General features: G+C 70.4%; 21 protein-coding genes. 11 read left to right on the plus strand and 10 right to left on the minus strand.

All coding sequences use genetic code 11. From position 1 onward, the window contains the following. Positions 1 to 111 precede the first annotated feature (111 nt). Together KILIM_RS04915 and KILIM_RS04920 are read right to left on the minus strand one after the other, a co-directional pair. On the minus strand, positions 112 to 1461 hold the full coding sequence (locus KILIM_RS04915; RefSeq protein ID WP_006591529.1) for an alkaline phosphatase: 1350 nt from the start codon (positions 1459 to 1461) through the stop codon (positions 112 to 114). A 202-nt stretch (positions 1462 to 1663) separates the two neighbouring features. Next, entirely contained in the window at positions 1664 to 2305 is a 642-nt protein-coding gene (locus tag KILIM_RS04920; RefSeq protein WP_217997052.1) for a TetR/AcrR family transcriptional regulator, read from the minus strand. 75 nt (positions 2306 to 2380) lie between these two features. On the opposite strand from KILIM_RS04920, the gene KILIM_RS04925 reads away from it, so the two are divergent. Together KILIM_RS04925 and KILIM_RS04930 are read left to right on the plus strand one after the other, a co-directional pair. Continuing rightward, complete coding sequence (locus tag KILIM_RS04925) at positions 2381 to 2614, plus strand: hypothetical protein (RefSeq protein WP_218880796.1); 234 nt, start codon at positions 2381 to 2383, stop codon at positions 2612 to 2614. Between the two features lie 240 nt (positions 2615 to 2854). Then, on the plus strand, positions 2855 to 3172 hold the full coding sequence (locus tag KILIM_RS04930; RefSeq protein ID WP_006591532.1) for a GNAT family N-acetyltransferase: 318 nt from the start codon (positions 2855 to 2857) through the stop codon (positions 3170 to 3172). A gap of 96 nt (positions 3173 to 3268) precedes the next feature. Here KILIM_RS04930 and KILIM_RS04935 read toward each other — a convergent pair whose 3' ends face one another. Next, positions 3269 to 3790, minus strand: a complete 522-nt coding sequence (locus tag KILIM_RS04935) for a WapI family immunity protein (RefSeq protein WP_006591533.1) — start codon at positions 3788 to 3790, stop codon at positions 3269 to 3271. Between the two features lie 114 nt (positions 3791 to 3904). Here KILIM_RS04935 and KILIM_RS04940 point away from each other — a divergent pair, with 114 nt between their 5' ends. From KILIM_RS04940 to KILIM_RS04955, 4 genes are all read left to right on the plus strand, one after another. After that, positions 3905 to 4219 carry a GNAT family N-acetyltransferase gene (locus KILIM_RS04940; protein ID WP_006591534.1) on the plus strand — a complete coding sequence of 105 codons (315 nt, stop codon included), beginning with the start codon at positions 3905 to 3907 and terminating at the stop codon, positions 4217 to 4219. Between the two features lie 4 nt (positions 4220 to 4223). Further along, complete coding sequence (locus KILIM_RS04945) at positions 4224 to 5627, plus strand: dihydrolipoyl dehydrogenase family protein (protein ID WP_006591535.1); 1404 nt, start codon at positions 4224 to 4226, stop codon at positions 5625 to 5627. A 213-nt stretch (positions 5628 to 5840) separates the two neighbouring features. Continuing rightward, positions 5841 to 7127: a citrate synthase gene (locus tag KILIM_RS04950; protein ID WP_006591536.1), complete on the plus strand. Its 1287-nt coding sequence runs from the start codon at positions 5841 to 5843 to the stop codon at positions 7125 to 7127. A gap of 87 nt (positions 7128 to 7214) precedes the next feature. Further along, a complete protein-coding gene (locus tag KILIM_RS04955; RefSeq protein ID WP_006591537.1) occupies positions 7215 to 9527 on the plus strand; it encodes a sensor histidine kinase in 2313 nt (770 codons plus the stop codon). 142 nt (positions 9528 to 9669) lie between these two features. On the opposite strand, the gene KILIM_RS04960 is transcribed toward KILIM_RS04955, so the two are convergent. The 6 genes from KILIM_RS04960 to pxpA form a co-directional block, all read right to left on the minus strand. Next, on the minus strand, positions 9670 to 10920 hold the full coding sequence (locus tag KILIM_RS04960; RefSeq protein ID WP_006591538.1) for an ATP-binding protein: 1251 nt from the start codon (positions 10918 to 10920) through the stop codon (positions 9670 to 9672). 116 nt (positions 10921 to 11036) lie between these two features. Beyond that, positions 11037 to 12002: a 5-oxoprolinase subunit C family protein gene (locus KILIM_RS04965; protein ID WP_006591539.1), complete on the minus strand. Its 966-nt coding sequence runs from the start codon at positions 12000 to 12002 to the stop codon at positions 11037 to 11039. Then, on the minus strand, positions 11999 to 12946 hold the full coding sequence (locus KILIM_RS04970; protein WP_006591540.1) for a 5-oxoprolinase subunit B family protein: 948 nt from the start codon (positions 12944 to 12946) through the stop codon (positions 11999 to 12001). The genes KILIM_RS04965 and KILIM_RS04970 overlap by 4 nt, the downstream gene beginning before the upstream one ends. Then, positions 12943 to 14334, minus strand: coding sequence for an acetyl-CoA carboxylase biotin carboxylase subunit (locus KILIM_RS04975; protein ID WP_006591541.1), 1392 nt, complete (start codon positions 14332 to 14334; stop codon positions 12943 to 12945). Before KILIM_RS04975 ends, KILIM_RS04970 begins: the two co-directional genes overlap by 4 nt. A 10-nt stretch (positions 14335 to 14344) precedes the next feature. Continuing rightward, positions 14345 to 14587, minus strand: coding sequence for an acetyl-CoA carboxylase (locus KILIM_RS04980; protein WP_006591542.1), 243 nt, complete (start codon positions 14585 to 14587; stop codon positions 14345 to 14347). Positions 14588 to 14672: 85 nt separating this feature from the next. Further along, positions 14673 to 15407, minus strand: coding sequence for a 5-oxoprolinase subunit PxpA (gene pxpA / locus KILIM_RS04985; protein WP_006591543.1), 735 nt, complete (start codon positions 15405 to 15407; stop codon positions 14673 to 14675). Between the two features lie 28 nt (positions 15408 to 15435). On the opposite strand from pxpA, the gene KILIM_RS24895 reads away from it, so the two are divergent. Together KILIM_RS24895 and KILIM_RS04990 are read left to right on the plus strand one after the other, a co-directional pair. Then, positions 15436 to 15600: a hypervirulence associated TUDOR domain-containing protein gene (locus tag KILIM_RS24895; protein WP_006591544.1), complete on the plus strand. Its 165-nt coding sequence runs from the start codon at positions 15436 to 15438 to the stop codon at positions 15598 to 15600. A gap of 98 nt (positions 15601 to 15698) precedes the next feature. Next, positions 15699 to 16157 (plus strand): hypothetical protein, encoded by a 459-nt coding sequence (locus tag KILIM_RS04990; RefSeq protein ID WP_006591545.1) that lies wholly within the window; start codon positions 15699 to 15701, stop codon positions 16155 to 16157. Positions 16158 to 16258: 101 nt separating this feature from the next. On the opposite strand, the gene KILIM_RS04995 is transcribed toward KILIM_RS04990, so the two are convergent. Further along, positions 16259 to 17278, minus strand: a complete 1020-nt coding sequence (locus KILIM_RS04995) for a hypothetical protein (RefSeq protein ID WP_006591546.1) — start codon at positions 17276 to 17278, stop codon at positions 16259 to 16261. 167 nt (positions 17279 to 17445) lie between these two features. Here KILIM_RS04995 and KILIM_RS05000 point away from each other — a divergent pair, with 167 nt between their 5' ends. From KILIM_RS05000 to KILIM_RS05010, 3 genes are all read left to right on the plus strand, one after another. Then, entirely contained in the window at positions 17446 to 18066 is a 621-nt protein-coding gene (locus tag KILIM_RS05000; RefSeq protein WP_006591547.1) for a TetR/AcrR family transcriptional regulator, read from the plus strand. Positions 18067 to 18243: 177 nt separating this feature from the next. Next, the gene (locus KILIM_RS05005) at positions 18244 to 19023 is read left to right on the plus strand and encodes an IclR family transcriptional regulator (RefSeq protein ID WP_040562259.1); all 780 of its coding nucleotides are present in this window, start codon (positions 18244 to 18246) and stop codon (positions 19021 to 19023) included. 143 nt (positions 19024 to 19166) lie between these two features. After that, entirely contained in the window at positions 19167 to 21224 is a 2058-nt protein-coding gene (locus KILIM_RS05010; protein ID WP_040562262.1) for an NADH:flavin oxidoreductase, read from the plus strand. The last annotated feature ends 40 nt before the right edge of the window (positions 21225 to 21264 follow it).

A 21264-nucleotide genomic window follows, 5' to 3' on the forward strand; every position in this document is an offset into this window, starting at 1 on the left:
ACGTCGAGAAGTCGCTACGTCGGGCCTGACCTCGCAGCGAAGCGGCCCGCCACACACGCCGGAAGGGTTGCCGGGAGTGAGCAACGGGCCGCCTGGACCTGCCGAAGTGCGTCAGCGGCGCAGGCCCATGGCCCGGACCATCACGTCGTGCACGTGGGTGTTCGGGTAGACGCCGGAGAGCAGCTGGGAGCCCGGGCCCATCGCGGTGAGGGGCACGTCCTCGGCCGTGTGATTCGAGGTCGTCCAGTCGACCATGAACTTGCGGTCGGTGCCGGGGGCGCTGAAAGGGCCGTCCTCGGCGGTGCGGCCCTCGCCGCGCTCGTTGGGGTAGCCCGGGTCGTCCTGCAGCTCGGGAACGTCCTCGATGGCCAGGCCACCCGTCGCATGGTCGGCGACGACGATGACGAGGGTGTCGCCGTGCTTCTGGGCGAAGCGCTTGGCAACACTCACGGCATCGTCCAGCTGCTTGCCGGCCTTGGCGACCATGGTGGCGTTCGACTTGTGGGCCATCTCGTCGATGCCCTCCTCCTCGACCATGAGGAAGAAGCCCTTCTTGTTTCGGCTCAGCGTCGAGATCGCCTTACTCGTCATGTCGGGCAGCGACACGATCGGGTCGTAGATGTCGCCCTGACCCTCCGGGTTCTGCTGGAACATCTCCTCGTTGGCGAACAGCCCGAGAATCTTGTTCGATGTCGTGGCCTTGAGGCCGGCGGCGTCGGAGACATAGGCGTAGCCGAGTTGCTGCGCCTTCTCGATGAGGTTGCCCTCGGTGCCGGACGACTTTTCCTTTGGGTTTTCGGCGGGGGCGTCGGGGAAGGCGCCGGGGGTGCCCGGCGGCAGCCAGCGGTCCTCGCCGCCGCCGAGGATGACCTGCGGCTTGCTGATCTCGAGGAACTGCTTGGCGATGAGGCTCTGCTCGCCGCGGTCCTTGACGTGCGCGCCGAAGGCGGCCGGGGTGGCGTCGGTGACCTGCGAGGTCGTGACGAGGCCGGTGGACTTGCCGTGCTTGGCGGCGAGTTCGAGCACGCTCTGCACGGGCTTGCCATCGACGTCGACGCCGATCGCGCCGTTGTACGTCTTGACTCCCGTCGCGAGGGCGGTGCCACCGGCGGCGGAGTCGGTGACCATCGCCTTCGGGTCGTGGGGGAAGGTCTGCGAGCGGCCGGCGATCGGCATCGAGTCCATCTCGAGCTTGGCTCCGGGGCCGACGTTCACGTATTGGATGAACGTGCGGTGCGAGGCACCCATCCCGTCGCCGACGAAAATGATGACGTTCTTGGCCTTCGCGCGCTTGGCCTGCGCGGCCGGCGCCGACTGTGCGGCCGCAGGCGCGCTCTGCGGGGCGGCCGTGGCCCCCGCAGAGGCGGCGACTGCCCCACCGGCGAGTGCCAGGGACGTGACGGCGGCGGCGATGGTCAGGCGGCCGGCGCGCCCGCGGGAGGGGCGAGGTGAGGGGGTCATGCAGGTGCTCCGATCGATTCGGACAGAGTGCGTCCGCCGCGGGCGTAGGCCCGGCCACAGGGGCGGTGTCGCGGGGTCGATGCCCTGTGACGACACGCAAACGTATCTGTGAGTATTTGACGCCGAATGGCCCTGCAAATGAACAGTTTTCGAACGAATGGGGCGAAATGCCTGACCGGCCTGACGCCGGCGACGGAGAGGGTCAGGGCAGGAGTTGGGCGGCGAGGGTGTCGGTGAGCCAGCGTTCGTAGCGGGCTGGGGGCCACCCCCGGTCGACGACGAGCATCCGGTAGACCTCGGGCGACTGCAGCGCGTGCACGATGTCGCCGGCCTCGCGGGAGCGCAGGCCCGGACGCAGGGCGGCATCGCGCGCGAGCGACCGCACGAGCTCACCCTGGCCCCGGGCGCGCTGACCGTCGATCGCGTCGAGCAGCTCCCGCGCCCCGGGTTCGGCGTCGGCGGCCGCTGCAAGCACCCGGTAGACCGACCCGATGCGCGCGTTGATCGCGGCCGTCACGCCGACGAAACCGGAGATCCGCTGCCGCGGATCGGCATCGCCAAGGGCCTGCCGGGCGGGCGGCCGATCGAGGACGGCGACCGCCTCGTCGTCGCCCGCGATCGCGGTGTCGAGAATCCCCTTGAGAATGCCGAGCTTGGAGGAGAACAGGCGGTAGATCGTGGCGGCAGGCACATCGGAGGCGGCGCTGATCGCTTCGATGGTCGTCGCGGTGTAGCCGTGGTGCGCGAATTCGCGACGGGCAGCGTCGATCACCGCTGCGCGCGCCAGCCGGGTGCGTGCCTGCCCCCGACCGGCTCCCCGTGGCCTCGAATCGTCCCTTGACACCTCTCCGAGAATACGTCACTCTCAAATTGAGAGTAACGCTCTCAATTTGCGAAGGGATGGGTAGACGTGAAGACGATGACCTGCCGCCAGCTCGGCGGCCCGTGCGACCTGGGGCACCGCGGCGAGAGTGCCGACGACGTCATCAAGGCGCAGGATCAGCACCTCAAAGATGCGGTCGCGGCCGGAGACGCGAGCCACGAGCCGGCGAATGCCGACATGCGGGGCCGCTGGAAGCACCCGAAGAAGTCGCTCGGTTGGTACATGGACTCGAAGAAGGCGTTCGCCGCCCTCCCCGACGACCCGGCGTGAGCTGCTACCGCACCGGGAAGTCAGCGAGTGAGGCGTCCCAGTCCCGGGCGCCCTTTCGCTGCCCCGCTCGTACGTATCGTCGGCACGTCGAGATCGAGACATCTCGCGAGTACGTCAAGAAGTCGCTACGTCTGGCGTGAGAACCCACCGCGAACGGGGGCGGGGCGGGCCGCTGACCCTCCGGCGAATGTGGCGACCCGATCCATGGCGTGCCTCCCGACGGCGTGCCAGGGTGGGCGAATGGAACCCACTGTGTCGCGTCAGACCGATCCCGACCGCTTCGAGGTGACCGCCGACGGGCAGGTCGCCGGCTTCACGCAGTTCGTCGACGTGGAGGGGCAGCGGATCTTCTTCCACACCGAGATCGGCGAGGAGTTCGGTGGCCAGGGCCTCGCCGGGATCGTCGTCGCGCAGGCGCTCGCCGCGACGCGCGAGGACGGTCTGCGCGTCGTGCCGGTCTGCCCCTTCGTCAAGAAGTACGTGCAGAAGCACCACGACTTCGACGACATCGTCGACCGGGTGACCCCCGACGCGCTCGCGGCGATCCCGGGCCGCTGAGGCTCTGGCGCGGGGCCTCCAGGGGCGTCGGTGGCCAGCATTCTTAGCGTGCGGCTAGCCGGCCCAGGTCGCCGCCTTCCCTCGACGACCCGGGTGTCAACGCACCGGGAAGTTGGTGATCTCGGTCTCCCAGGTTGTTGCCGCCTCGGCTAGCGCCGCGATCGTCGTGTCGAGTTCGACGGCGTACTCGAAGAACCGGGGTCGGTCAGGTCCGTCGGGGTCTTGGTGCCAGGGCGGTAGGGCTTCGAGCGACAGGTGGACGCGCAGTCTCACCCGTTGGCCGTCGCGGGCGGCCAGGCTGAAGGCCAGGCTGGGCTCTAGAAAGGTCCGCAGGCGCCCCGCGTCGGCCTCGTCGTCGCTACCCCCGATGACAGGTGCCGGATCCACCCGACCGTCGATGACGTCGCGCAGCCAGACGGTGAGCTGGCGCGCCTCGAAGGTCGTGAGGCTAGGGTCGGTGAACGCCCACGCGCGTCCGTCGGCCAGCCGGATCGCACCGTCAAGGACGAGCCAGTTGGCATCCCAGTCGCGGGCCCCCGCGCTGACCTCGGCCAGATCGAACTGGTAGCGGGTCGGCCGGAGCTCGACCGTGGCGCCGTCCGCGCTGCTCAGCCGCATGGGTTCGATCATGCCAGGGTGCAAAAACGAACACTGTCTTTGTGCCGGGCGCCCTTTCGCGGCCCCGCTCGTGCGTATCGTCGGCACGTCAAGCACCGAGTTCAGGAGGCCGCCATGTCCCAGACCGTCGATGTCACCGACAACCCCGAGGCCAAGCGTTTCGAGGCGCGCCTCGACGGCGCACTCGCAGGGTTCGCCGAGTATCAGCTCACCGATCAGCTCATCATCTTCACGCACACCGAGGTCGACCCGACCTTCGAGGGCCGGGGCGTCGGTAGCGCACTGGCCCGCTACGCGCTGGATCAGGTGCGGGCCGACGGCACGCGCAAGGTGCTGCCGATCTGCCCGTTCATCAAGGCCTGGATCGGCAAGCACCCCGACTACATCCCGCTCGTCTACGGCGCACCGGCCTCGACCGCCCGCGACTGAGCCGATGGCGAGCACAGCTGACGAGGCAGAGCTCGACGTCGATGTCGTCGTGCTCGGCGCCGGCCCGGCCGGGGAGAACGTCGCGCAATACGCCACCGAGGACACTGAGCTGACCTGCGCTCTCGTCGAGGGTGAGCTCGTCGGCGGAGAGTGCTCGTACTACGCGTGTATGCCGAGCAAGGCGCTGCTGCGACCGCTGGAGATCGCCGCGACCGCCGGTCAGCTCGGGGGCCTGCGCCGCCCGGAGGTCGACGTCGCCGGGGTGCTCGCGCGGCGTGACTACTGGGTGTCGCGGTACGACGACGCCGGGCAGATCGCGTGGGCGGAGTCGACGGGGCTGCAGGTCGTCCGCGGGCACGGCCGGCTCGCCGGCGAACGGCTCGTGGTCGTCGGTGACCAGCGCCTGCGCGCCCGGCACGCCGTCGTCATCGGCACCGGCAGCGTCCCCGTCATCCCGCCGGTGTACGCGCAGGTGTCGCCCTGGACCTCCCGGGATGCCACCGGCGTCGTCGAGATCCCCCAGCGGCTCGTCGTCGTCGGTGGCGGCGTCGTCGCGTGCGAGGCGGCGACGTGGCTGGCCGGGCTCGGTTCGGCGGTAACGATGCTCGTGCGGGGCGACCGCCTGCTGCCAGGTCAAGAGCCGTTCGCCGGCGAGGCGGTCCTCGCGGCACTGACGGCGGCCGGAGTGACGGTGCACCGGCAGACCGACGTGCAGGCCTGCCGCCGCGAATCTCCGCGCGAGACCGGCCTCGGCCGGATCCACGGCGGCCCGCTGACGATGCAGACCTCGGCGGGGCCGATCGTCGCCGACGAGATCCTCGTCGCGGTCGGCCGTCGCCCGCGCCTGCGCGATCTCGGCCTGGAGTCGGTCGGGCTCACGCCCGATGATGTGCTCGCCGGCCGGCTGCCGGACTGGCTGTCGGCGGTCGGAGACGCGAGCGGCGAGCCCGCGCTGACCCACTGGGGCAAATACCGGGCGCGGGTGCTCGGTGAGCAGATCGCCGCCGCGGCCCTCGGGCGAGCCGCGTCGCCGGAGGTCGAGGCTCCGGTCCCGCAGGTGATCTTCACCGATCCGCAGGTCGCGGCCGTCGGGCTCACGCAGGAGTCGGCGCGCAGCTCCGGGCTCGACATCGCCATCGCCCGAGTGCCGTATGCGTCGGCCGCCGGGGCGGCGCTCCTGCGCGACGAGGTGCCGGGCACCGCGCAGCTCGTCGTGGACCGTGCCAGCGGGGCCGTCGTGGGCGCCACCTTCGTGGGCCCCGACGCCGGCGAGCTCGTGCACGCCGCCACGGTCGCGATCGTCACCGGGGCCCCGGTGCGCCTGCTGCGGCATGCCGTCCCCAGCTATCCCACCGCCTCCGAACTCTGGCTTCGCCTCCTCGAAGACCTACCGCGCGACCTCCGCTGAGCAGCGCTAAGGCTTGCTGGAACGGCGACCAAGTGCCCGACGTGGCCGCCGACCCCGCCCCGCGGGTGTCGCCATCCCGGCAACTGGGCCGCGCCCACGGGGGCCGGGGGTGTAGAGATGGAGGGTCCGCGACGCGCGCGAGCGGTTCTGCGCGCGCTTGCCGCCGGGCGTCCGGTCGTCAGGCCGCCCAGCACCGACCCGAAGGAGTGTCACATGACCACCTCCGCTCGCCTTGAGCTGGATGGACAGACCTACGAACTGCCCGTCGTCGAGGGCACCGAACACGAGTTGGCCATCGACATCAGCAAGCTCCGCGCAGAGACGGGCTACATCACGCTCGACGACGGCTACGGCAACACCGGCTCCTGCAAGTCGGCGATCACCTATATCGACGGCGACGCCGGCATTCTGCGGTACCGGGGCATCCCCATCGAGGACATCGCTGGGCGCAGTTCCTTCGTCGAGGCGGCGTGGCTGGTCATCTTCGGCAAGCTGCCCACGGTGCAAGACCGCAATCGGTTCAGTGACCTGCTGACCGAGAACTCGATGATGAACGAGAACATGCGCAAGCACTTCGACGGGTTTCCCACGGCGGCCCCGCCGATGGCGATCCTCTCGGCGATGATCAACACTCTGTCGGCGCACGAGCCGGCCGTCTGGAGTGCCCACGACGACGAGAGCATCGAACGCGCCGCGGCCGTGTTGCTGAGCAAGGCCCGCACGATCGCGGCGGCGGCCTACAAGTCTTCGATCGGCGAGCCCATCGTCTACCCGCGATACGACGTGAAGTATGTCGAGAACTTCCTGCACATGATGTTCTCGGTGCCCTATCGGGAGTACAAGCCGAGCAAGACCGCCGTCAAGGCGCTCAACCTGTTCCTCCTGCTGCACGCCGACCACGAGCAGAACTGCTCGACGTCGACCGTGCGAATGGTGGCCTCCTCCCAGGCCAACATGTTCGCCTCCTGCTCGGCCGGCGTCTGCGCCCTGTGGGGCCCGCTGCACGGCGGCGCAAATGTCGCGGTCATCGAGATGCTCGAGCGCATCAGAGAGTCGGGCATGGACGTCAAGGAGTACGTCCGCAAGGTCAAGAACCGCGAAGACGGCGTCAAGCTCATGGGTTTCGGGCACCGCGTCTACCGCAACTTCGACCCGCGCAGCAAGATTCTGCGGGCGGCTGCCGAGGACCTGCTCGAGGAGATGCACGTCACCGACCCGCTGCTCGATCTGGGGCGCGAGCTGGCCGACGCGGCGCTCAGCGACGACTACTTCATCGAGCGCAAGTTGTACCCGAATGTCGACTTCTACTCCGGCATCATTCTGCGGGCGATCGGCCTGCCCGTCGATATGTTCACCGTGATGTTCGCCATCGGGCGGATGCCGGGCTGGATCGCCAACTGGAAGGAAATCCACGACGACCCCAAGGGGCGCATCTACCGGCCGCGGCAGGTCTACATCGGCCCCACCGACGTGCAGTGGAAGCCGCGCTCCGAAAGGTGACCGCCCTGACATAGTTCTCCCGGGCTTCTTCGGGGTGGACTGCCGAAGTTGAGCTGTGGAGACGCAAGGTGCGGCCGATAGGTCGGCATGGGGACTTCAGCCCGTGGCGCCGACTCCGGCGGCGTTTCGGCTCGTACTGCGCTGCCCTCGCCAGGCACCGTGCAGATCGGGCGGTCGGCCCGACCCGGTCACCGCCTGCGACGCGAGTGGGCCGGTGTCGCGGCTGCTCCGAGCGCGGTCGAGCCGCAGCAGGCCGACTCGTCCGCCGGTCGACACGGGGCGCCCGTGGTCGCCGAGCTCTCGGCAGCCCACGACCCGGAACTCGCTCGGTGGATCGCCGCCGAGGAATGGGCCGCCCGCGCCAACCCCGCTCGCGTGCGGCTCATCCGGCGCGCGGCGGGCGTGGGTGGCGGCCTGCTCGCGCTCACCGGTCTGGCGGTCTGGGTGGGCTGGGCGATCGGCAGCCCCACCCTGACGAGCGTCGTCCCCGGACTGGTGACGATGAAGTGGTGGACGGCGGCGTGCTTCATTGTGCTGGGAATGGGCATCGCGCTCCCCACGATCCGGGACACGCTCGCTGTGCGCCGCATCGCCATGGGCCTGGGGCTTTTCGTCGCCCTGCTGGCCCTCACGTTCCTCCTGGAACATGCCACCGGAGGCGACCTCGGGCACGACAACGCCTTCGGCCTCGACCGAGCGGCCGGCGCGGACCACCCGGGCCGGATGTCCCAGACGACTGCGCTGTGTTTCGTCCTCCTGGGCACGAGCCTGGCGCTGCACAAAGTCGGGCGGGTGCGCGTCGCCCAGGCGATCGCCGTCGCGCCGACGGCGATCGGTTACCTCGCGTTGGTCGGGTACGTCTTCGACGTGTCGCCGCTCTACTCCGCGGTCTCTCTCGCGAGCATGGCGATCCACACCGCGGCCGCGCTCATGGTGGCGGGCCTGGCGATCCTCGCCCTCCGCTCGGACGAGGGCTTCATGGCGGTGTTCTCCATCAATACGGCCGGTGGTCGTGTCGCGCGACGACTGGTCCCGGCGGCCATCCTCATGCCGGTGACCATCGGCTGGGCTCTCGACGTGCTGGTGTTGCGGGGGGTCATCGACGCGCCCTTCGCGCTCGCCCTCATGGTGACCGCGGTGAGCGTGCTCGGCGTCGCGGCCATCTGGCGCGAGGCCGGCGGCCTGAGCATGATCGACGTGCAGCGAGCGGGCACCGTCGCGGCGCTGCGTCGTGTTCGGGAGGCAGAGGCGCGGCAGACGACCCTCACGGCGGCCCTGGAGGAGAGCGCGCGCCGCACCCAGGCGATTCTCGATTCTGCGCTCGACGCCTTCATCGGCCTCGACCGCGACGGCCGAATCACCTCCTGGAACCCAGCCGCCGAACGCCTCTATGGCTGGTCTGCGGTCGAGGCCGTCGGCATGCGCCTCGACGAACTCCTGCCCGTTTTCCGTGCCGACGGATCAGTGCTGACCGCGCGCGTCGATGGTGACTTCCTGGAGCACGCGATCCGTCGCGGTCCGGCGGCGTACGCCGTTGTCCGCAAGGACGGGACGATCGCGGAGGTCGAGTCGCGGGTGTGGGCGCAGAACGCGCGGGATGGGCGCACGTACACGGCGACGGTCCGCGACATCGCGCAACGGCGCAGGGCCGAGCGGGAATTGCTCGAACTGAACCGCAGCCTCGACGAATTCGCCGCGGTGGCGGCGCACGACCTGCGTGGGCCGATCGCCGCCATCCGGGTCAACCTCGAACTCCTCGCCGAGAGCGCGGTTGGTCGCGGCGACGAGAACCAGCTGGCCACCGTGGCGCGGATGCAGAGCGCGGCCGATCGCGGGCTGACGCTCATCGATGATCTGTTGACGTATTCGCGGGCCGGGCGCAGCGCGATCGAACCGCGTCGAATCGACCTCACCGAGCTGGTCGAAGCCGTGGCCGACGAGGTGAGCGAACGAGCCGATCGGTCGTCTCGCATCGACATCGCGCCGCTGCCGCCGATCGCGGGTGGTGCGGGCACGCTGCGGCAGGTGTTCGCCAATCTCTTCGTCAACGCCATCGACTACTGCCCGAACGACCGTGTGCCGCACGTCCGGGTCACGGCCGAGCCCGCCGCCGACCGTCGACAACTCCTCATTCGTGTCACCGACAACGGCGACGGGGTGCCGCTAGCGGAGCGCGACCGTGTCTTCGAGATGTTCCAGCGCGGCACGACGTCGGCCGGTCGATCCGGCACCGGTGTCGGCCTGGCGCTCTGTCTCCGTGTCGTCGAGCGTCACGGCGGCAACATCTGGATCGAGAATGCGCCCGGCGGCGGCACCAACATGTGCATCACGCTCCCGCGGCACTTCGACCCGCCCGCGACATCTGGTGCGCGCGCACGCCAAGTGCCGCCGCCCGGCTGACCCTGAACCCGGCGGCTGTCCTGATAGCCGGGATCGCCACGCGGGGGTCGGTGGCGTCCAGGCCCCACATCGTCGAGCACACCCAGGCGTAGGAAAGCCGAAAATCGCCGCAGACAGCAGCGCGGCGTGACGCCGACGAGCGCTACGGGCCGAGGAGGCTGAGCGGGACGACTGCTACGCCGTCGGTGCGTCGGTAGGCACGGGAACCGGTTGTGAGGACGACGAGGTCGACGACGTCGTCGGGCAGGCGATCGCGCAGCCAGAGGAGATGACGCACATCCGAATCGCCGACCGTGGCAGCAAGCTTGACCTCGATACCGAGGACTTGCCCCTCCTCGCCTTCGACGATGAGGTCCACTTCGTGGTCGCCGTTGCCGGTGCGCAGGTGGCCGACCCGCGCCCTCGCCGCCTGGCCGCAGACTCGGACGGACAGGGTGGCGAGGGCTACGAAGAGCGGGCCGAGCATCGCGGCTCCGGTCGGCGTAGTCAGTCGCCGGGACGTCAGGCCGAGAAGCCGCGCGGCGAGGGCAGGGTCGGCGAGCTGGTGCCGGGGCGCCTGTTGCAGACGGGTGAAGGCGCTGCGGGAGCCGGTCCAGCCCGGCACGGGGTCGAGCAGCCACAGCTGGGTCAGATGATCGCGGTATGCGATCGTCGTCGTCTTCGCCGGCTGCGCGCCGTCACCGGAGGTCGTCGCGTCGAGGATGCGGGAGTACGACGCCGTCGTCGAGGTGGCCGCCGCATAGGCGGTCAGCCAGCGGCGCAGCGTCTCTGGTCGGCGGACGGCAAGCCCCTGATCGGGCAGGTCTCGATCGATGACCCGCTGGAGGTACGCATCGAGCTGTGCGGTGCGCAATCGCTCGGGCGAGCGGTGGATGCCCGGAAGTCCGCTAGAGGTGATCGCTTCGATGTAGTCGCCGGGGGTGAATGACGAGGCCCCCAGCACGTGAGGTGTGGACCCCGCGAGCATGTCGGCCAGGCTGACGGTCGGCCTGGTCGTGCCGCGCTCGTGTAGGGCCATCGGTCGCATTCGTAGCGACAGGATGCGCCCTGCTCCGCTGTGCGTGGTGATGTCACTGCGCGGGGTGGCGCTCCCAGTGAGGAGGAACCGCCCTGCTGGTGCGCCGTCATCGACCTGCCGCCTGACGCTGTCCCACGTGGCCGGCACATGTTGCCACTCGTCGATGAGGAGGGTGCCCGCCGGCGCAGTGGAGAAGTCCGGGTCGGCCTGGGCGAGTTCGCGCTGATCTGGTCGGTCGAGCATCCACACGTGGTGAGCGCGCCGCACAGCGGTGCCGGTCTTGCCCACGCCCTTCGGGCCGTCCAGCGCGATGGCAGGGGCCAGGGGGAACAGCTCGTCGAGCTCGGCATCAACAGTCCGGAGCAAGTAGGACACCCGCCTACGCTACCTTCGACAGAGGGTCTACGCTACCTTTAGCACGACTTCTACGCTACCTCTAACAGGCAATCTAGGCTACCTTTAGCAGGACGATTGCCCCGAGGTCCCTGCCCTCAGTCGCGCAGCGACGCGCGCAGGGCGGACATCTCCTTTCGGGCGGCGACGGCGTCGTCGAGCGACACCTCGACGAAGCGGGCCGTCGTCCCGGGAGAGAGCCGGGCGAGCATGTCCATGTCGGCGCTGATGACGGTGGCGACCATGGCGTAGCCGCCGCCGGAGACCGCGTCGCGGTGCAAGATGATCGGCTCCGTGCCGCCGGGGATCTGGATCGACCCCACGGCATACCCCGCGTCGACGATGTTCGAGGGGTCCGAGCCCGCCCCGAACGGCTGCTCGCGCTCGTTCCACTCCACCCCAGGGCCCTTGAAGCGCAGGCCGATCCGGTCGGCGACCGGCGTCAACGTCCAGGTGGAGTCGTAGAAGGCCGCGCGACCCGCGTCGCTGAGCAGGTGGTCGTACAGCCCCCTGACGACGCGGATCTCGACGTCCTTGGGGAAGCTCGGCCGCACCGACTCCGGGATCTCGCGCGGCTCGGTCGCCTCCGCCGGGTCGCCGACCGGGAGCTCGTCGCCGGCCTCGAGCTTGCGGCCCTCGAAGCCGCCGAGGGCCCCCAGCGCGTACGTCGACCGGCTGCCGAGCGCCACGGGCACGTCGACGCCGCCGGCCACCGCGACGTAGTAGCGCGTGCCGCCCTGGATCACCCCGAACGAGACCTCGTCACCGGCTTCGAGGTCGATGGGCTGCCACTCCGAGCGCTCTTCGCCGTTGACCTTGACCGGCACCGGAGCGCCCGCCACCCCGATCCGCACCGGCGCGCTGACCCGGAACTTCGGGCCCATGTACGTGCATTCGAGCACCGCCGCGTCGGAGGGGTTGCCGACGATCGCGTTCGCCATGTCGGCGCTCAGCCCGTCCATCGCCCCCGACTGCGGGATGCCGACGTTGTAGTGGCCGATCCGGCCGAGATCCTGCACCGTCGTCGCGAGCCCGGGCTCGACGATCTCGATCGTGGCGCTCACTTCGTGCCTCCCTGCTCGCCATTCGCCTGTTCTCGGTCGGCCGGCGCGGCCTCCAGCGCCGCGACGATGGTCTCGTCGTAGCCGTGCGGGTCGGCGAGCACCTTTTCCAGGTCGAACTCCACCGGCACCTGGCGGTAGCGGAAGGTCCCGTCCTCGACCTGCTGCTCGATCCGGCGATATTCCTCCTCATCGACCGGGCGGAACTTCACGATGTCGCCGGGTTTGAAGAAGACCATGAAGTCGTCGAAATCCCCGAGCCGCTGCTGCGGGTCGTAGATCGGCGCCGCCGCCACCCCGAACATCTGATAGCCGCCCGCGCCGCGCACCGAGTAGATGCAGGCGAAGCAGCCGCCGTGGCCGACGGTCAACTTGGGCGTATCGGTGCGCGGGCTCAGGTACTTCGGCACCTCGAGCTGCTCGGACTGCGGCGCGATCCGATACATGAACGGCAGCCCTGCGACGAAGCCGACCATCGTTACGAGCCACGGCAGCTTGTGGTGCTCGGCGATGAACGCCGCCTTGTCGGCCAGCCCGTTCTCCGCCGCGGCGAAGTCGAGGTCGGTGGCGCCGGGGTCCTGGTGGTTCTTTCGGAAACGCGCGCCGACCTCGTTGGTGTACGGGTCGTCGTACCAGACCGGAATCTCGATGATCCGCGTCTGTAGCGTCGTCTCGTGATCGTCGGCGACCTGCTGCTCGACGCCGCGGACGTGAGCCTCGAGGTCGGCCGGCGCGATCGTCTCCGGGTCGAAGCGGATGAGCAGCGAGGCGTTCGCCGGGCAGACGTCGCTGATCCCCTCCGGCAGGTCGTCGGTGAGGTGCTTCGCGATCGCCATGACCCGGAAATTCGCCGCGAGGCTCATCGCCTCGTCGACCTCGATGAACAGGAACTCGTCCCCGCCCCAGGTGTAGCGGGCCTGCGCCTGCTCGGCCGTCGTCGTGCTCATTCGGCGGTCTCCTTGCTCTGGCTGCTGTGGCTGTTCTGGGTCTCGGCGAACGCCGGCAGGGCCACCCGCTCGATGTAGGTCGTGTCGTGCTCGACCGCGGCGAACTCTTGACTGGTCGCGAGGTGCGCGAGCAGCGGGATCGTCGTGCGGACGCCTGTGATGTCGGTCGTCTCGAGCGCTGTCGCCAGCGCCGCGATCGCCGCGTCGCGGTCGCCCGCGTGGACGATCACCTTGGCGAGCATCGAGTCGTAGAAGGGGGCGACGACCCCGCCTTCGGCGATGCCCGAATCGACCCGCACCCCCTCGCCCTGCGGCCAGGCGAGCGTCGTCGCTGTCCCGGGGCTCGGCATGAAGTTCGCGGACGGGTCCTCGGCGTTGACCCGCACCTCGATCGCGTGCCCGTCGAAGGTCACGTCGTCCTGGCTCAGCCAGAGTTTCTCGCCGTCGGCGACGCGCAGTTGGGCCGCGACGAGGTCGATGCCGGTGATCTCCTCGGTGACCGGGTGCTCCACCTGCAGGCGCGTGTTCATCTCGATGAATGCCGCCTCCTGCCGCGCCGGGTCGTAGAGGAACTCAACGGTCCCAGCGCCGGAGTAGCCGGAGTCGATCGCGAGTTGCACCGCGCTCGTGCGGATCCGCTCGCGCACCTCCTCGGGCAGGTCCGGCGCGGGCGCCTCTTCGATGACCTTCTGCGAGCGGCGCTGCATCGAGCAGTCGCGGTCGCCCAGGTGGATCGCGGTCGCGCCGTCGCCGAGCACCTGAACCTCGACGTGCCGGGCGTGCTCGACGAATCGCTCGAGATAGACCGACCCGTCGCCGAACGCGGCCCGCGCCTCCGCCGACGCCGTCTGTACCGCGCCCGCCAACTCGTCGGCCGAGCGGACGAGCCGGATGCCGCGCCCGCCGCCGCCGGCCGCGGCCTTGACGACGAGCGGGAACCCGATCTCCTCGCCGAGCCGCGCGGCCTCGCCCTTGTCGACGGCTCCGTCGCTGCCGGCCAGTGTCGGCACGCCCGCGGCCTTCGCCGCCGCGCGCGCCCGCGCCTTGTCGCCCATGAGTTCGATCGACTCCGGCGACGGCCCGACCCACGTGAGCCCCGCCGCCGCGACGGCCCTCGCGAAGTCGGCGTTTTCGGAGAGGAAGCCGTACCCCGGGTGGAGGGCGTCGCACCCGGCCTCGCGGGCCGCGGTGAGCACCGCCTCGGTCGAGAGGTAGCTCTTGCGGGCCGGTGCGGGCCCGATGACGACGGTCTCGTCCGCGCTGCTCGCGGCGAGGGAGTCGCGGTCGGCCTCGCTCACCCCGACGACCGTGGCGATGCCCAGTTCGCGGGCCGTGCGGGCGATGCGGACCGCGATCTCGCCGCGGTTGGCGATGAACAGGCGCTGCACGTCAGCCTCGTCAGCCCTGCACGACCGCGATGACGTCGCCGGGGTTGACCATGCCTTCGTCGTCGACCTCGAAGCGGATGTCGCTGCCGGCGGCCTCGGCCTTGATCTCGGTGAATTGCTTCATCACCTCGACGAGCCCGACGGTCGCGCCGGCCTCGATGGAGCCGCCGTCCTCGACGAACGGCGGCTCGTCCGGGGAGGGGCTGCGGTAGAAGATGCCCGGGAGCGGGGAGACGATCTGCTGCTCGGCCATGGCGGGTCCTTCCGGTTGGCTGTGGGCTTGGGTGTCGGGGTGTGCTTCGGTGTCGGGTGGAGCGGGGCGGGTGTGGCGGGGTCGGCTACGCGCTGTCGGTCTCGGCGAGCACCTCGCGCACGGCCTGCGCGACGTCGGGCGAGCCCGGCGCGTCCGAATGCACGCAGATGCTGGTGAAGTCGATCCGTAGCTCGGTGCCGTCCTGGGCCAGCACGACGCCGTCGGTCAGCACGCGGCGCACGCGGTCGGCGGCCTTGGCGGGGTCGGTCGGGTGCGGCCGGCGCAGGATGAGCAGCTTGCCGTCGGCGTCGTAGTCGAGGTCGACGTAGAGCTCGCCGACGAACTCGACCCCCAGCTCCTTACACACACTCTCGTGTGCGGTTCCGGCGAGACCGAGCATCGGCACCCCGTAGAGCGCGGCGACCCCGGCGGCGGCCCGCATGAGGTCGGCGTCGCGCGAGAGCATCCCGTAGAGCGACCCGTGCGGCTTGATGTGCGACAGCTGCGCACCCTCCCGCCGCAGGAAGGCCGTCAGGGCTCCCACCTGCGCGAGGATCAGCGACTCGACCTCCTCGGGCAGCAGCTTCATCTCCCGGCGACCGAAGCCGACGAGGTCCGGCAGACCAGGATGGGCCCCGACGGCCACGCCCCGGGAGGCCGCCTCGGCGACCGTCTGCCGCATCACCTCCGGGTCTCCGGCATGGGCCCCGCAGGCGACGTTGGCGAGGTCGACGTGCGCCATGATCGCGGAGTCGTTGCCGAAGCTGTGCAGCCCCAGCCCCTCGCCCATGTCGGAGTTGATCGTGATGCCTCGTCGCATTTCGCCACCCTAGCGGCGGCTCCGGACGGTGGCGCTTCGTCGTGCGCTACCGATTCAGCCGGGCGCCAAACCTCGCGAACTGCTCGATCTGCTGGCAGCCTTCGGGCAAGACCGACCGCAGTACGAGATCGCCAGCGACAAGACCGACCACGTGGCTGCGCACAAGGGGTCGGCGCTGACGAAGATCGACTGACCGCGTCCGTCCCGGGGGTGGCTCACCGGTAGGAGCACTGACATCATCGGGGAGTCGCCTGCGGCGGCACGCCGTCCACGATCTCTGAGGAGAGTCAGATGCACCCGACGCTCATCCCGCTCCGCGTCACAACCGGGGCCTTCATCCTCGACGCCGGCATCGGCAAGCTGAGTGCCGACGAGGGCACCGCGAAGTGGCTGCACAACTCTGCCGCCACGGCGTATCCATTCCTGGCTGACATCAAGCCGAAGGACTTCGCGCGGCTGCTCGCGATCGGCGAGATCGTCGTCGGCGGAGCGCTGCTCACGCCGTTCGTTCCCTCGAAAACCGCTGGCGCACTCCTCACCGGCTTCGGCGCCGGCCTCGTCGGCCTGTATCTGCGCACCCCCGGAATGACGAAGGAGGACGGCATCCGGCCGACCCCCGATGGTCTGTCGACCGCCAAGGACTCCTGGCTGCTGGGAGCCGGCCTGACCCTCATGAGCCAGGGCGCCGTCTCCGACGCCAAGGCCGGTGTCAAGAAGGTCAGGCGGCGGGCCCGCAAGCTGAAGTCCTAGTCGTCGACCCCGAACTCACTCGTTCGCCCAGTAACGGTGCGCCAAACGGCGCCGGTCGCCCCCCGAGGTGCGACCGGCGCCGAATTGCGCGGCGGCTGCGACTATCCGGCGTGCGCAGCGGCGCGGTTCGTGCGGCCTGCGCCGGCGAGGGCGAGCAGGAGGCCGGCCGCGACCCAGCAGCTGAGCACGACCCAGGCGTGGGTGGCGCCGGCGCCGTCGAAGTAGGCCGCTGAGCGCATCGCGGTGCCGGCGGCTCCGAGGGGCAGGTACTGACCGATGTCACCCCACGGCTGCGGCAGCCACGCGGCTCCGGTCGCCAGGCCGGAGAGCGGATTGGCGACGAAGAGCATGAGGATCGCGCCGAGGGCAATGCCGGGCCCGCTCAGGAGTAGCCCGAGGCCGAGGATGGTGGCCGCGACGGCGGCGACTCCGGCAGCGACGGCGGTCGAGACGAGCAGGTAGTTGCCGTCGAGTGCGCCGAACCCGAACTGCAGGATCGCCGTCGCGGCCAGGCCCGCGACGACCGAGACGCCCAGCAAGGTGGCGATGCGCGCGGTGATCGAACCGCGGTAGGCGAGCACGAGCGCGGCTCCCGTCGCCATGCCGCCGAAGATGAGAGGAAGCCCGAGCGCGGCCAGCCCGCTGCCGGCCGGGTCGCCGCTGGGCACCGGGGCCAGTTCGGCGTAGGTCACGTGCTGCCCCGCCGCCGAGAGTTGCCCGCCCATGCCCTTGAGCAGGGCGGCGTAGGGAGCGCCTGCGCCGCTGGCGGTCTGGATCGTCACGCCGGTCGGGCCGACGGCGATCCCCCCGACCGCCTCCCGGTTGCGGATCGCGATGGCCCCCGCTTCGGCCGAGTCGTAGGTGGTGACCTCGAAGGAGCCCGGCGCGCGCTGCCCGAGCATGCCGGTGAGCTGGGCAACGGCCGGTGGCGGCCCGCTGACGGCCAGCGGCAGGTTCGAGGGGCCGGAGTGCAGCGCAGGGGCCGCGAAGGCCAGCAGCATAAGCGCGATGACGCTCGGGATGCCCAGGATGAGTGCGGCGAGCGTTCGTGCGTGGGTGCGCTCGTGCTGGGGCTGCGCGTCCGACGCGGCTGCGGGCGGTGAAGTCGTCGAGGTTGTCACGGTGGTCCGCCTTTCTGGGGCTGGAGGGCTGGAGGGCTGGAGCGGCGATGCCCTGAACCGCAGGCGTCGATGTCCACAGCTGTAGAACTCCACGGTTGTAGAAGTCAACGAATGAGGAATTATTCTGCCCGTAAGGTGCAGAGGACTTTGGAAAGGGGCGTGCGGCGATGGCGATCGACTCGGGTGGCCGAACGGGGCGACGGCCGGGGTCCGGCTCGAGCCGCGACGAGATCCTGCAGGCCGCGCGCGAGCAATTCACCGAACACGGCTTCAAGGGGGCGACGCTGCGGGCGATCGCCGCACAGGCCGGCGTCGATCCCGGGCTCATCCGCCACTTCTTCGGCGACAAGGCGGGCCTGTTCACTGCCTCTCTCGAGTTGCCTCCCGAGGCTGTGCGCACGGTTCTGGCCACGTTCTCGGCGCCGAGTGACGAGTGGGGTGTGCGGGCCACTCGCGCGTACTTCGGCCTATGGGAGGACCCGGAGACCGCGGGCCCCCTGCGCGCGACCGTCGTCTCGGCCTTCGCGAACGATCAGGCGCTGGAGCGCTTGCGTGACTTTCTCGCGGCCACCGTCCTGCAGCAGGTCACGGCGCATCTACCCCAGGACGACCCCGGTCTGCGGCTCACCACGGCGATGACTCACCTGCTCGGGGTGGCCATCGGCCGCTACCTGCTCCAGGTGCCGCCCCTGGTCGCTGCGGACCTCGACGACATCGTTGCCATGGTCGCCCCGACGATCCAGCACTACCTCACTGGACCGCTGCCGAGTGCCGCTGCTCAGACGTAGCGGATTCTTGACGTACTGGCGCGAGGAGCGATTCGTAAAAGGCCAGGTCAGTGCGGGTGGGCGCACGCGGCGATGGCCTCGGGGTACGTTCAGAATCCGCTACGTCGGGGGAGCCTGGCCATGTCGGGGCCCGGCGCGCCGGGGCGCGAGGGCCACGAGCTGGCTAGCCTGTCCCGCATGGTGAACGAACGCGAAGGGCGGGACTCCTCGGTCCAATCCGTCAACCGGGCGGTGTCGATCCTGCAGGTCCTCGCGCGGCACGGCTCGGCGCGGGTCACCGACATCGCCGCCGAACTCGACGTGCACAAGTCGACGGTGTCGCGCCTGCTCGGCACGCTCGAGGCGCGCGGCCTCGTCGAGCAGAGCGCGGCCCGGGGCAGTTACGTGCTCGGCGACGGCATCACCCTCATCGCGGCCGGGGCTGCGCGCCGGCACGACCTCGCCCTCGTGAGTCGCCCCGCGTGCGCCGAACTCGCCGAGGCGGTCGGCGAGACGGTCACCGTGACGATCCCCGATGACGAGGCCGTGCTCTCGATCGGGCAGGTCACGGGCTCGGCGGCCATCTCGACGATCAACTGGCTCGGGCGGCGCTCGCCGCTGCACGCGACGTCCTCGGGCAAGCTCTTCCTCGCCTACTCCCCGGAGCTCGCGCAGGAGGTCCTCGCCGGCGAGCTCCCCGCCTACACGGCACATACGCTCACCGACCCCGCAGCCCTGCGCGCAGAGCTCGAGCGGATCCGCGCGCGCGACTTTGCGGTGACGAACGAGGAGCAAGAGGTCGGCCTCTGCGCTATCTCCGCACCGATCCGCGATCTGGAGGGCGACGTCGTCGCGGCGATCACCGTGTCCGGGCCGTCGTTCCGCGTGACGCCCGAGGCCGTCGAGGTGATCCTGCCGACGTTGCAGGCGGCCGCCGCGCGGATCTCGGAACGCAACGGCTACCCCCGGAAGGGCTGATTTGTCCTGTACCGCGCAACAAGCGCATCAAGCGGGATCAATCTGTCTCGAAACTCTTGACGCAGCGGCTGTCGAGCCTGTTTCGTTGTGCACAACCGACGCGCATTTCGCACCAACGCAGCCCCGCGCGTCCCGCACGAAGGATGTCGCCCGTGAGCCTCGCCGCCCTCGACCCGCTGCTCCAGCCGTTCGACCTCGGGCCGCTGCGGCTGCGCAACCGCGTCGTCAGCACCTCGCACGAGCCGGCGTACGGGCACGACGGCATGCCGAAGGAGCGCTACCGCCTCTACCACCGCGAGAAGGCGAAGGGTGGGGTCGCGCTCACGATGATCGGCGGCTCGGCGATCGTCGCCCCTGACAGCCCGCCCGCCTTCGGCAACCTGCACCTCTACAAGGACGAGATCGTCCCGTGGTTCCGCGAGCTCGCCGACGACGTGCACGACCACGGCGCCGCGGTGATGATCCAGGTGACTCACCTGGGGCGGCGCACCTCGAACTACACGGGGGACTGGCTGCCGACGGTCGCGCCCTCGCCGCTGCGCGAGCCGGCCCACCGCGCCTTCCCCAAGGAGGCCGAGGACTGGGACCTCGACCGCATCGTCGACGACTACGTGAGCGCGGCGTTGCGCTGCCAGGCCGGCGGCCTCGACGGCATCGAGCTGCAGGCCTACGGCCACCTGCTCGACGGCTTCCTCTCGGCGCGCACCAACCGGCGGGAGGACGAGTACGGCGGCTCCCCGCAGGCACGGATGGCCTTCCCGCGCCGAGTGATCCGGGCGGTGCGCGCGGCTGTCGGGCCGGACTTCCTCGTCGGCATCCGGATGATGATCGAGGACGACCGCCCCGGCGCCCTGCCGCGCGAGGAGGGCATGGCGGCACTGCAGGCGTTCGCGGACGACGGCATCGACTTCGTCTCGACGATCAAGGGCGGCATCGAGTCCGATCACACGCTTGCGCAGGTCATCCCGTCGATGGGCACGCCGTCCGCGCCCTTCCTCGACTGGACCGCACAGGTGAAGCGGGAGCTGTCGATCCCGGTCATGCACGCCTCCCGGATCGCCGACGTCGCGACGGCGCGGTACGCGATCCGCGAGGGCCTGCTCGATCTCGTCGGCATGACCCGCGCCCAGATTGCGGACCCCTACCTCGTTGCCAAGCTCGCCAGGGGTGAAGAAGATCGGATCCGCCCGTGCGTCGGCGCAAACTACTGCCTCGACGCGATCTACGCCTCCGGCGACGCCAAGTGCGTGCACAACCCGGCCGCCGGTCGCGAGCAGACGCTGCCGCACGAGATCACCGATCAGGCCGCGACCCGGCGCAAGGCCGTCGTCGTGGGCGCCGGACCCGCCGGGCTCGAGGCGGCGCGGGTGCTCGGCGCGCGCGGCCACGACGTGACCCTCTTCGAGGCCGCCGACCGCGTCGGCGGGCAGTTGCGGCTCCTGTCGGGCTCGCGGCACCGCGGCGACCTCGTCGGCATCGTCGACTGGCGCCTGTCCGAAGCCCGCCGCCACGGCGTCGATGTCCGCTTGGGCACCTACGCCGAGCCCGATGACGTACTCGCCCTAGACCCCGACGTCGTCGTCGTCGCGACCGGCGGGATGCCGAACACCGACGTGCTCACCGAGGGCGCCTCGCTCGTGCGCGACACCTGGGACGTGCTCGACGGCGGTCTGCGCGCCGCTGATGACGTGCTCGTCTTCGACGACCACGGCGGGCACCAGGCGCTCGACGCCGTCGAGGCGCTCCTGCAGCGCGGCTGCCGCGTCGAGTACGTCACCCCCGAGCGGATGATCGGCGTCGACGTCGGCTCGATGAACTCCCCGGCCTACCTGCGCCTCTTCGCCGAGCACGACGTGCGCGTCACCCTGCCCTACTACCTGCGCTCGGTGCGGCGCGGCGACAACGGGCGGCTCGTCGTGACGCTGTGGAGCGAGTACGCCGACGTGGAGGTGACTCGCGAGGTCGACCACGTCGTCGTCGAGCACGGCACGCTGCCGGTCAGCGACCTCTACGAGGCGCTCGTGCCCGGTTCGAGCAACGGGGGCGCGGTCGACCACGCCGCGCTCATCGCGGGGCGCGCGCAGGAGATCGTCCGCAACCCCGAGGGTCGTTACCAGCTCTTCCGCATCGGCGACGCCGTGAGCAGCCGCAACATCCACGCCGGCATCTACGACGCGCTGCGCCTGTCGCTCGCGGTCTGAGATCGGGCCGGTCGCGCCGGGCCGCCGACGCCCAGCCGCT

Source organism: Kineosphaera limosa NBRC 100340 (genome assembly GCF_000298215.1).
Taxonomy (GTDB): Bacteria; Actinomycetota; Actinomycetes; order Actinomycetales; family Dermatophilaceae; genus Kineosphaera; species Kineosphaera limosa.

Coding starts and splice junctions, on each gene's coding strand:
- KILIM_RS04945 (WP_006591535.1), top strand. CDS start 4,224: ATGGCGAGCACAGCTGACGAGGCAGAGCTCGACGTCGATGTCGTCGTG.
- KILIM_RS04990 (WP_006591545.1), top strand. CDS start 15,699: ATGCACCCGACGCTCATCCCGCTCCGCGTCACAACCGGGGCCTTCATC.
- KILIM_RS04940 (WP_006591534.1), top strand. CDS start 3,905: ATGTCCCAGACCGTCGATGTCACCGACAACCCCGAGGCCAAGCGTTTC.
- KILIM_RS04915 (WP_006591529.1), bottom strand. CDS start 1,461: ATGACCCCCTCACCTCGCCCCTCCCGCGGGCGCGCCGGCCGCCTGACC.
- KILIM_RS04930 (WP_006591532.1), top strand. CDS start 2,855: ATGGAACCCACTGTGTCGCGTCAGACCGATCCCGACCGCTTCGAGGTG.
- KILIM_RS05000 (WP_006591547.1), top strand. CDS start 17,446: ATGGCGATCGACTCGGGTGGCCGAACGGGGCGACGGCCGGGGTCCGGC.
- KILIM_RS05010 (WP_040562262.1), top strand. CDS start 19,167: ATGTCGCCCGTGAGCCTCGCCGCCCTCGACCCGCTGCTCCAGCCGTTC.
- pxpA (WP_006591543.1), bottom strand. CDS start 15,407: ATGCGACGAGGCATCACGATCAACTCCGACATGGGCGAGGGGCTGGGG.
- KILIM_RS05005 (WP_040562259.1), top strand. CDS start 18,244: ATGGTGAACGAACGCGAAGGGCGGGACTCCTCGGTCCAATCCGTCAAC.
- KILIM_RS04925 (WP_218880796.1), top strand. CDS start 2,381: ATGACCTGCCGCCAGCTCGGCGGCCCGTGCGACCTGGGGCACCGCGGC.
- KILIM_RS04980 (WP_006591542.1), bottom strand. CDS start 14,587: ATGGCCGAGCAGCAGATCGTCTCCCCGCTCCCGGGCATCTTCTACCGC.
- KILIM_RS04935 (WP_006591533.1), bottom strand. CDS start 3,790: ATGCGGCTGAGCAGCGCGGACGGCGCCACGGTCGAGCTCCGGCCGACC.
- KILIM_RS04955 (WP_006591537.1), top strand. CDS start 7,215: ATGGGGACTTCAGCCCGTGGCGCCGACTCCGGCGGCGTTTCGGCTCGT.
- KILIM_RS04970 (WP_006591540.1), bottom strand. CDS start 12,946: ATGAGCACGACGACGGCCGAGCAGGCGCAGGCCCGCTACACCTGGGGC.
- KILIM_RS04950 (WP_006591536.1), top strand. CDS start 5,841: ATGACCACCTCCGCTCGCCTTGAGCTGGATGGACAGACCTACGAACTG.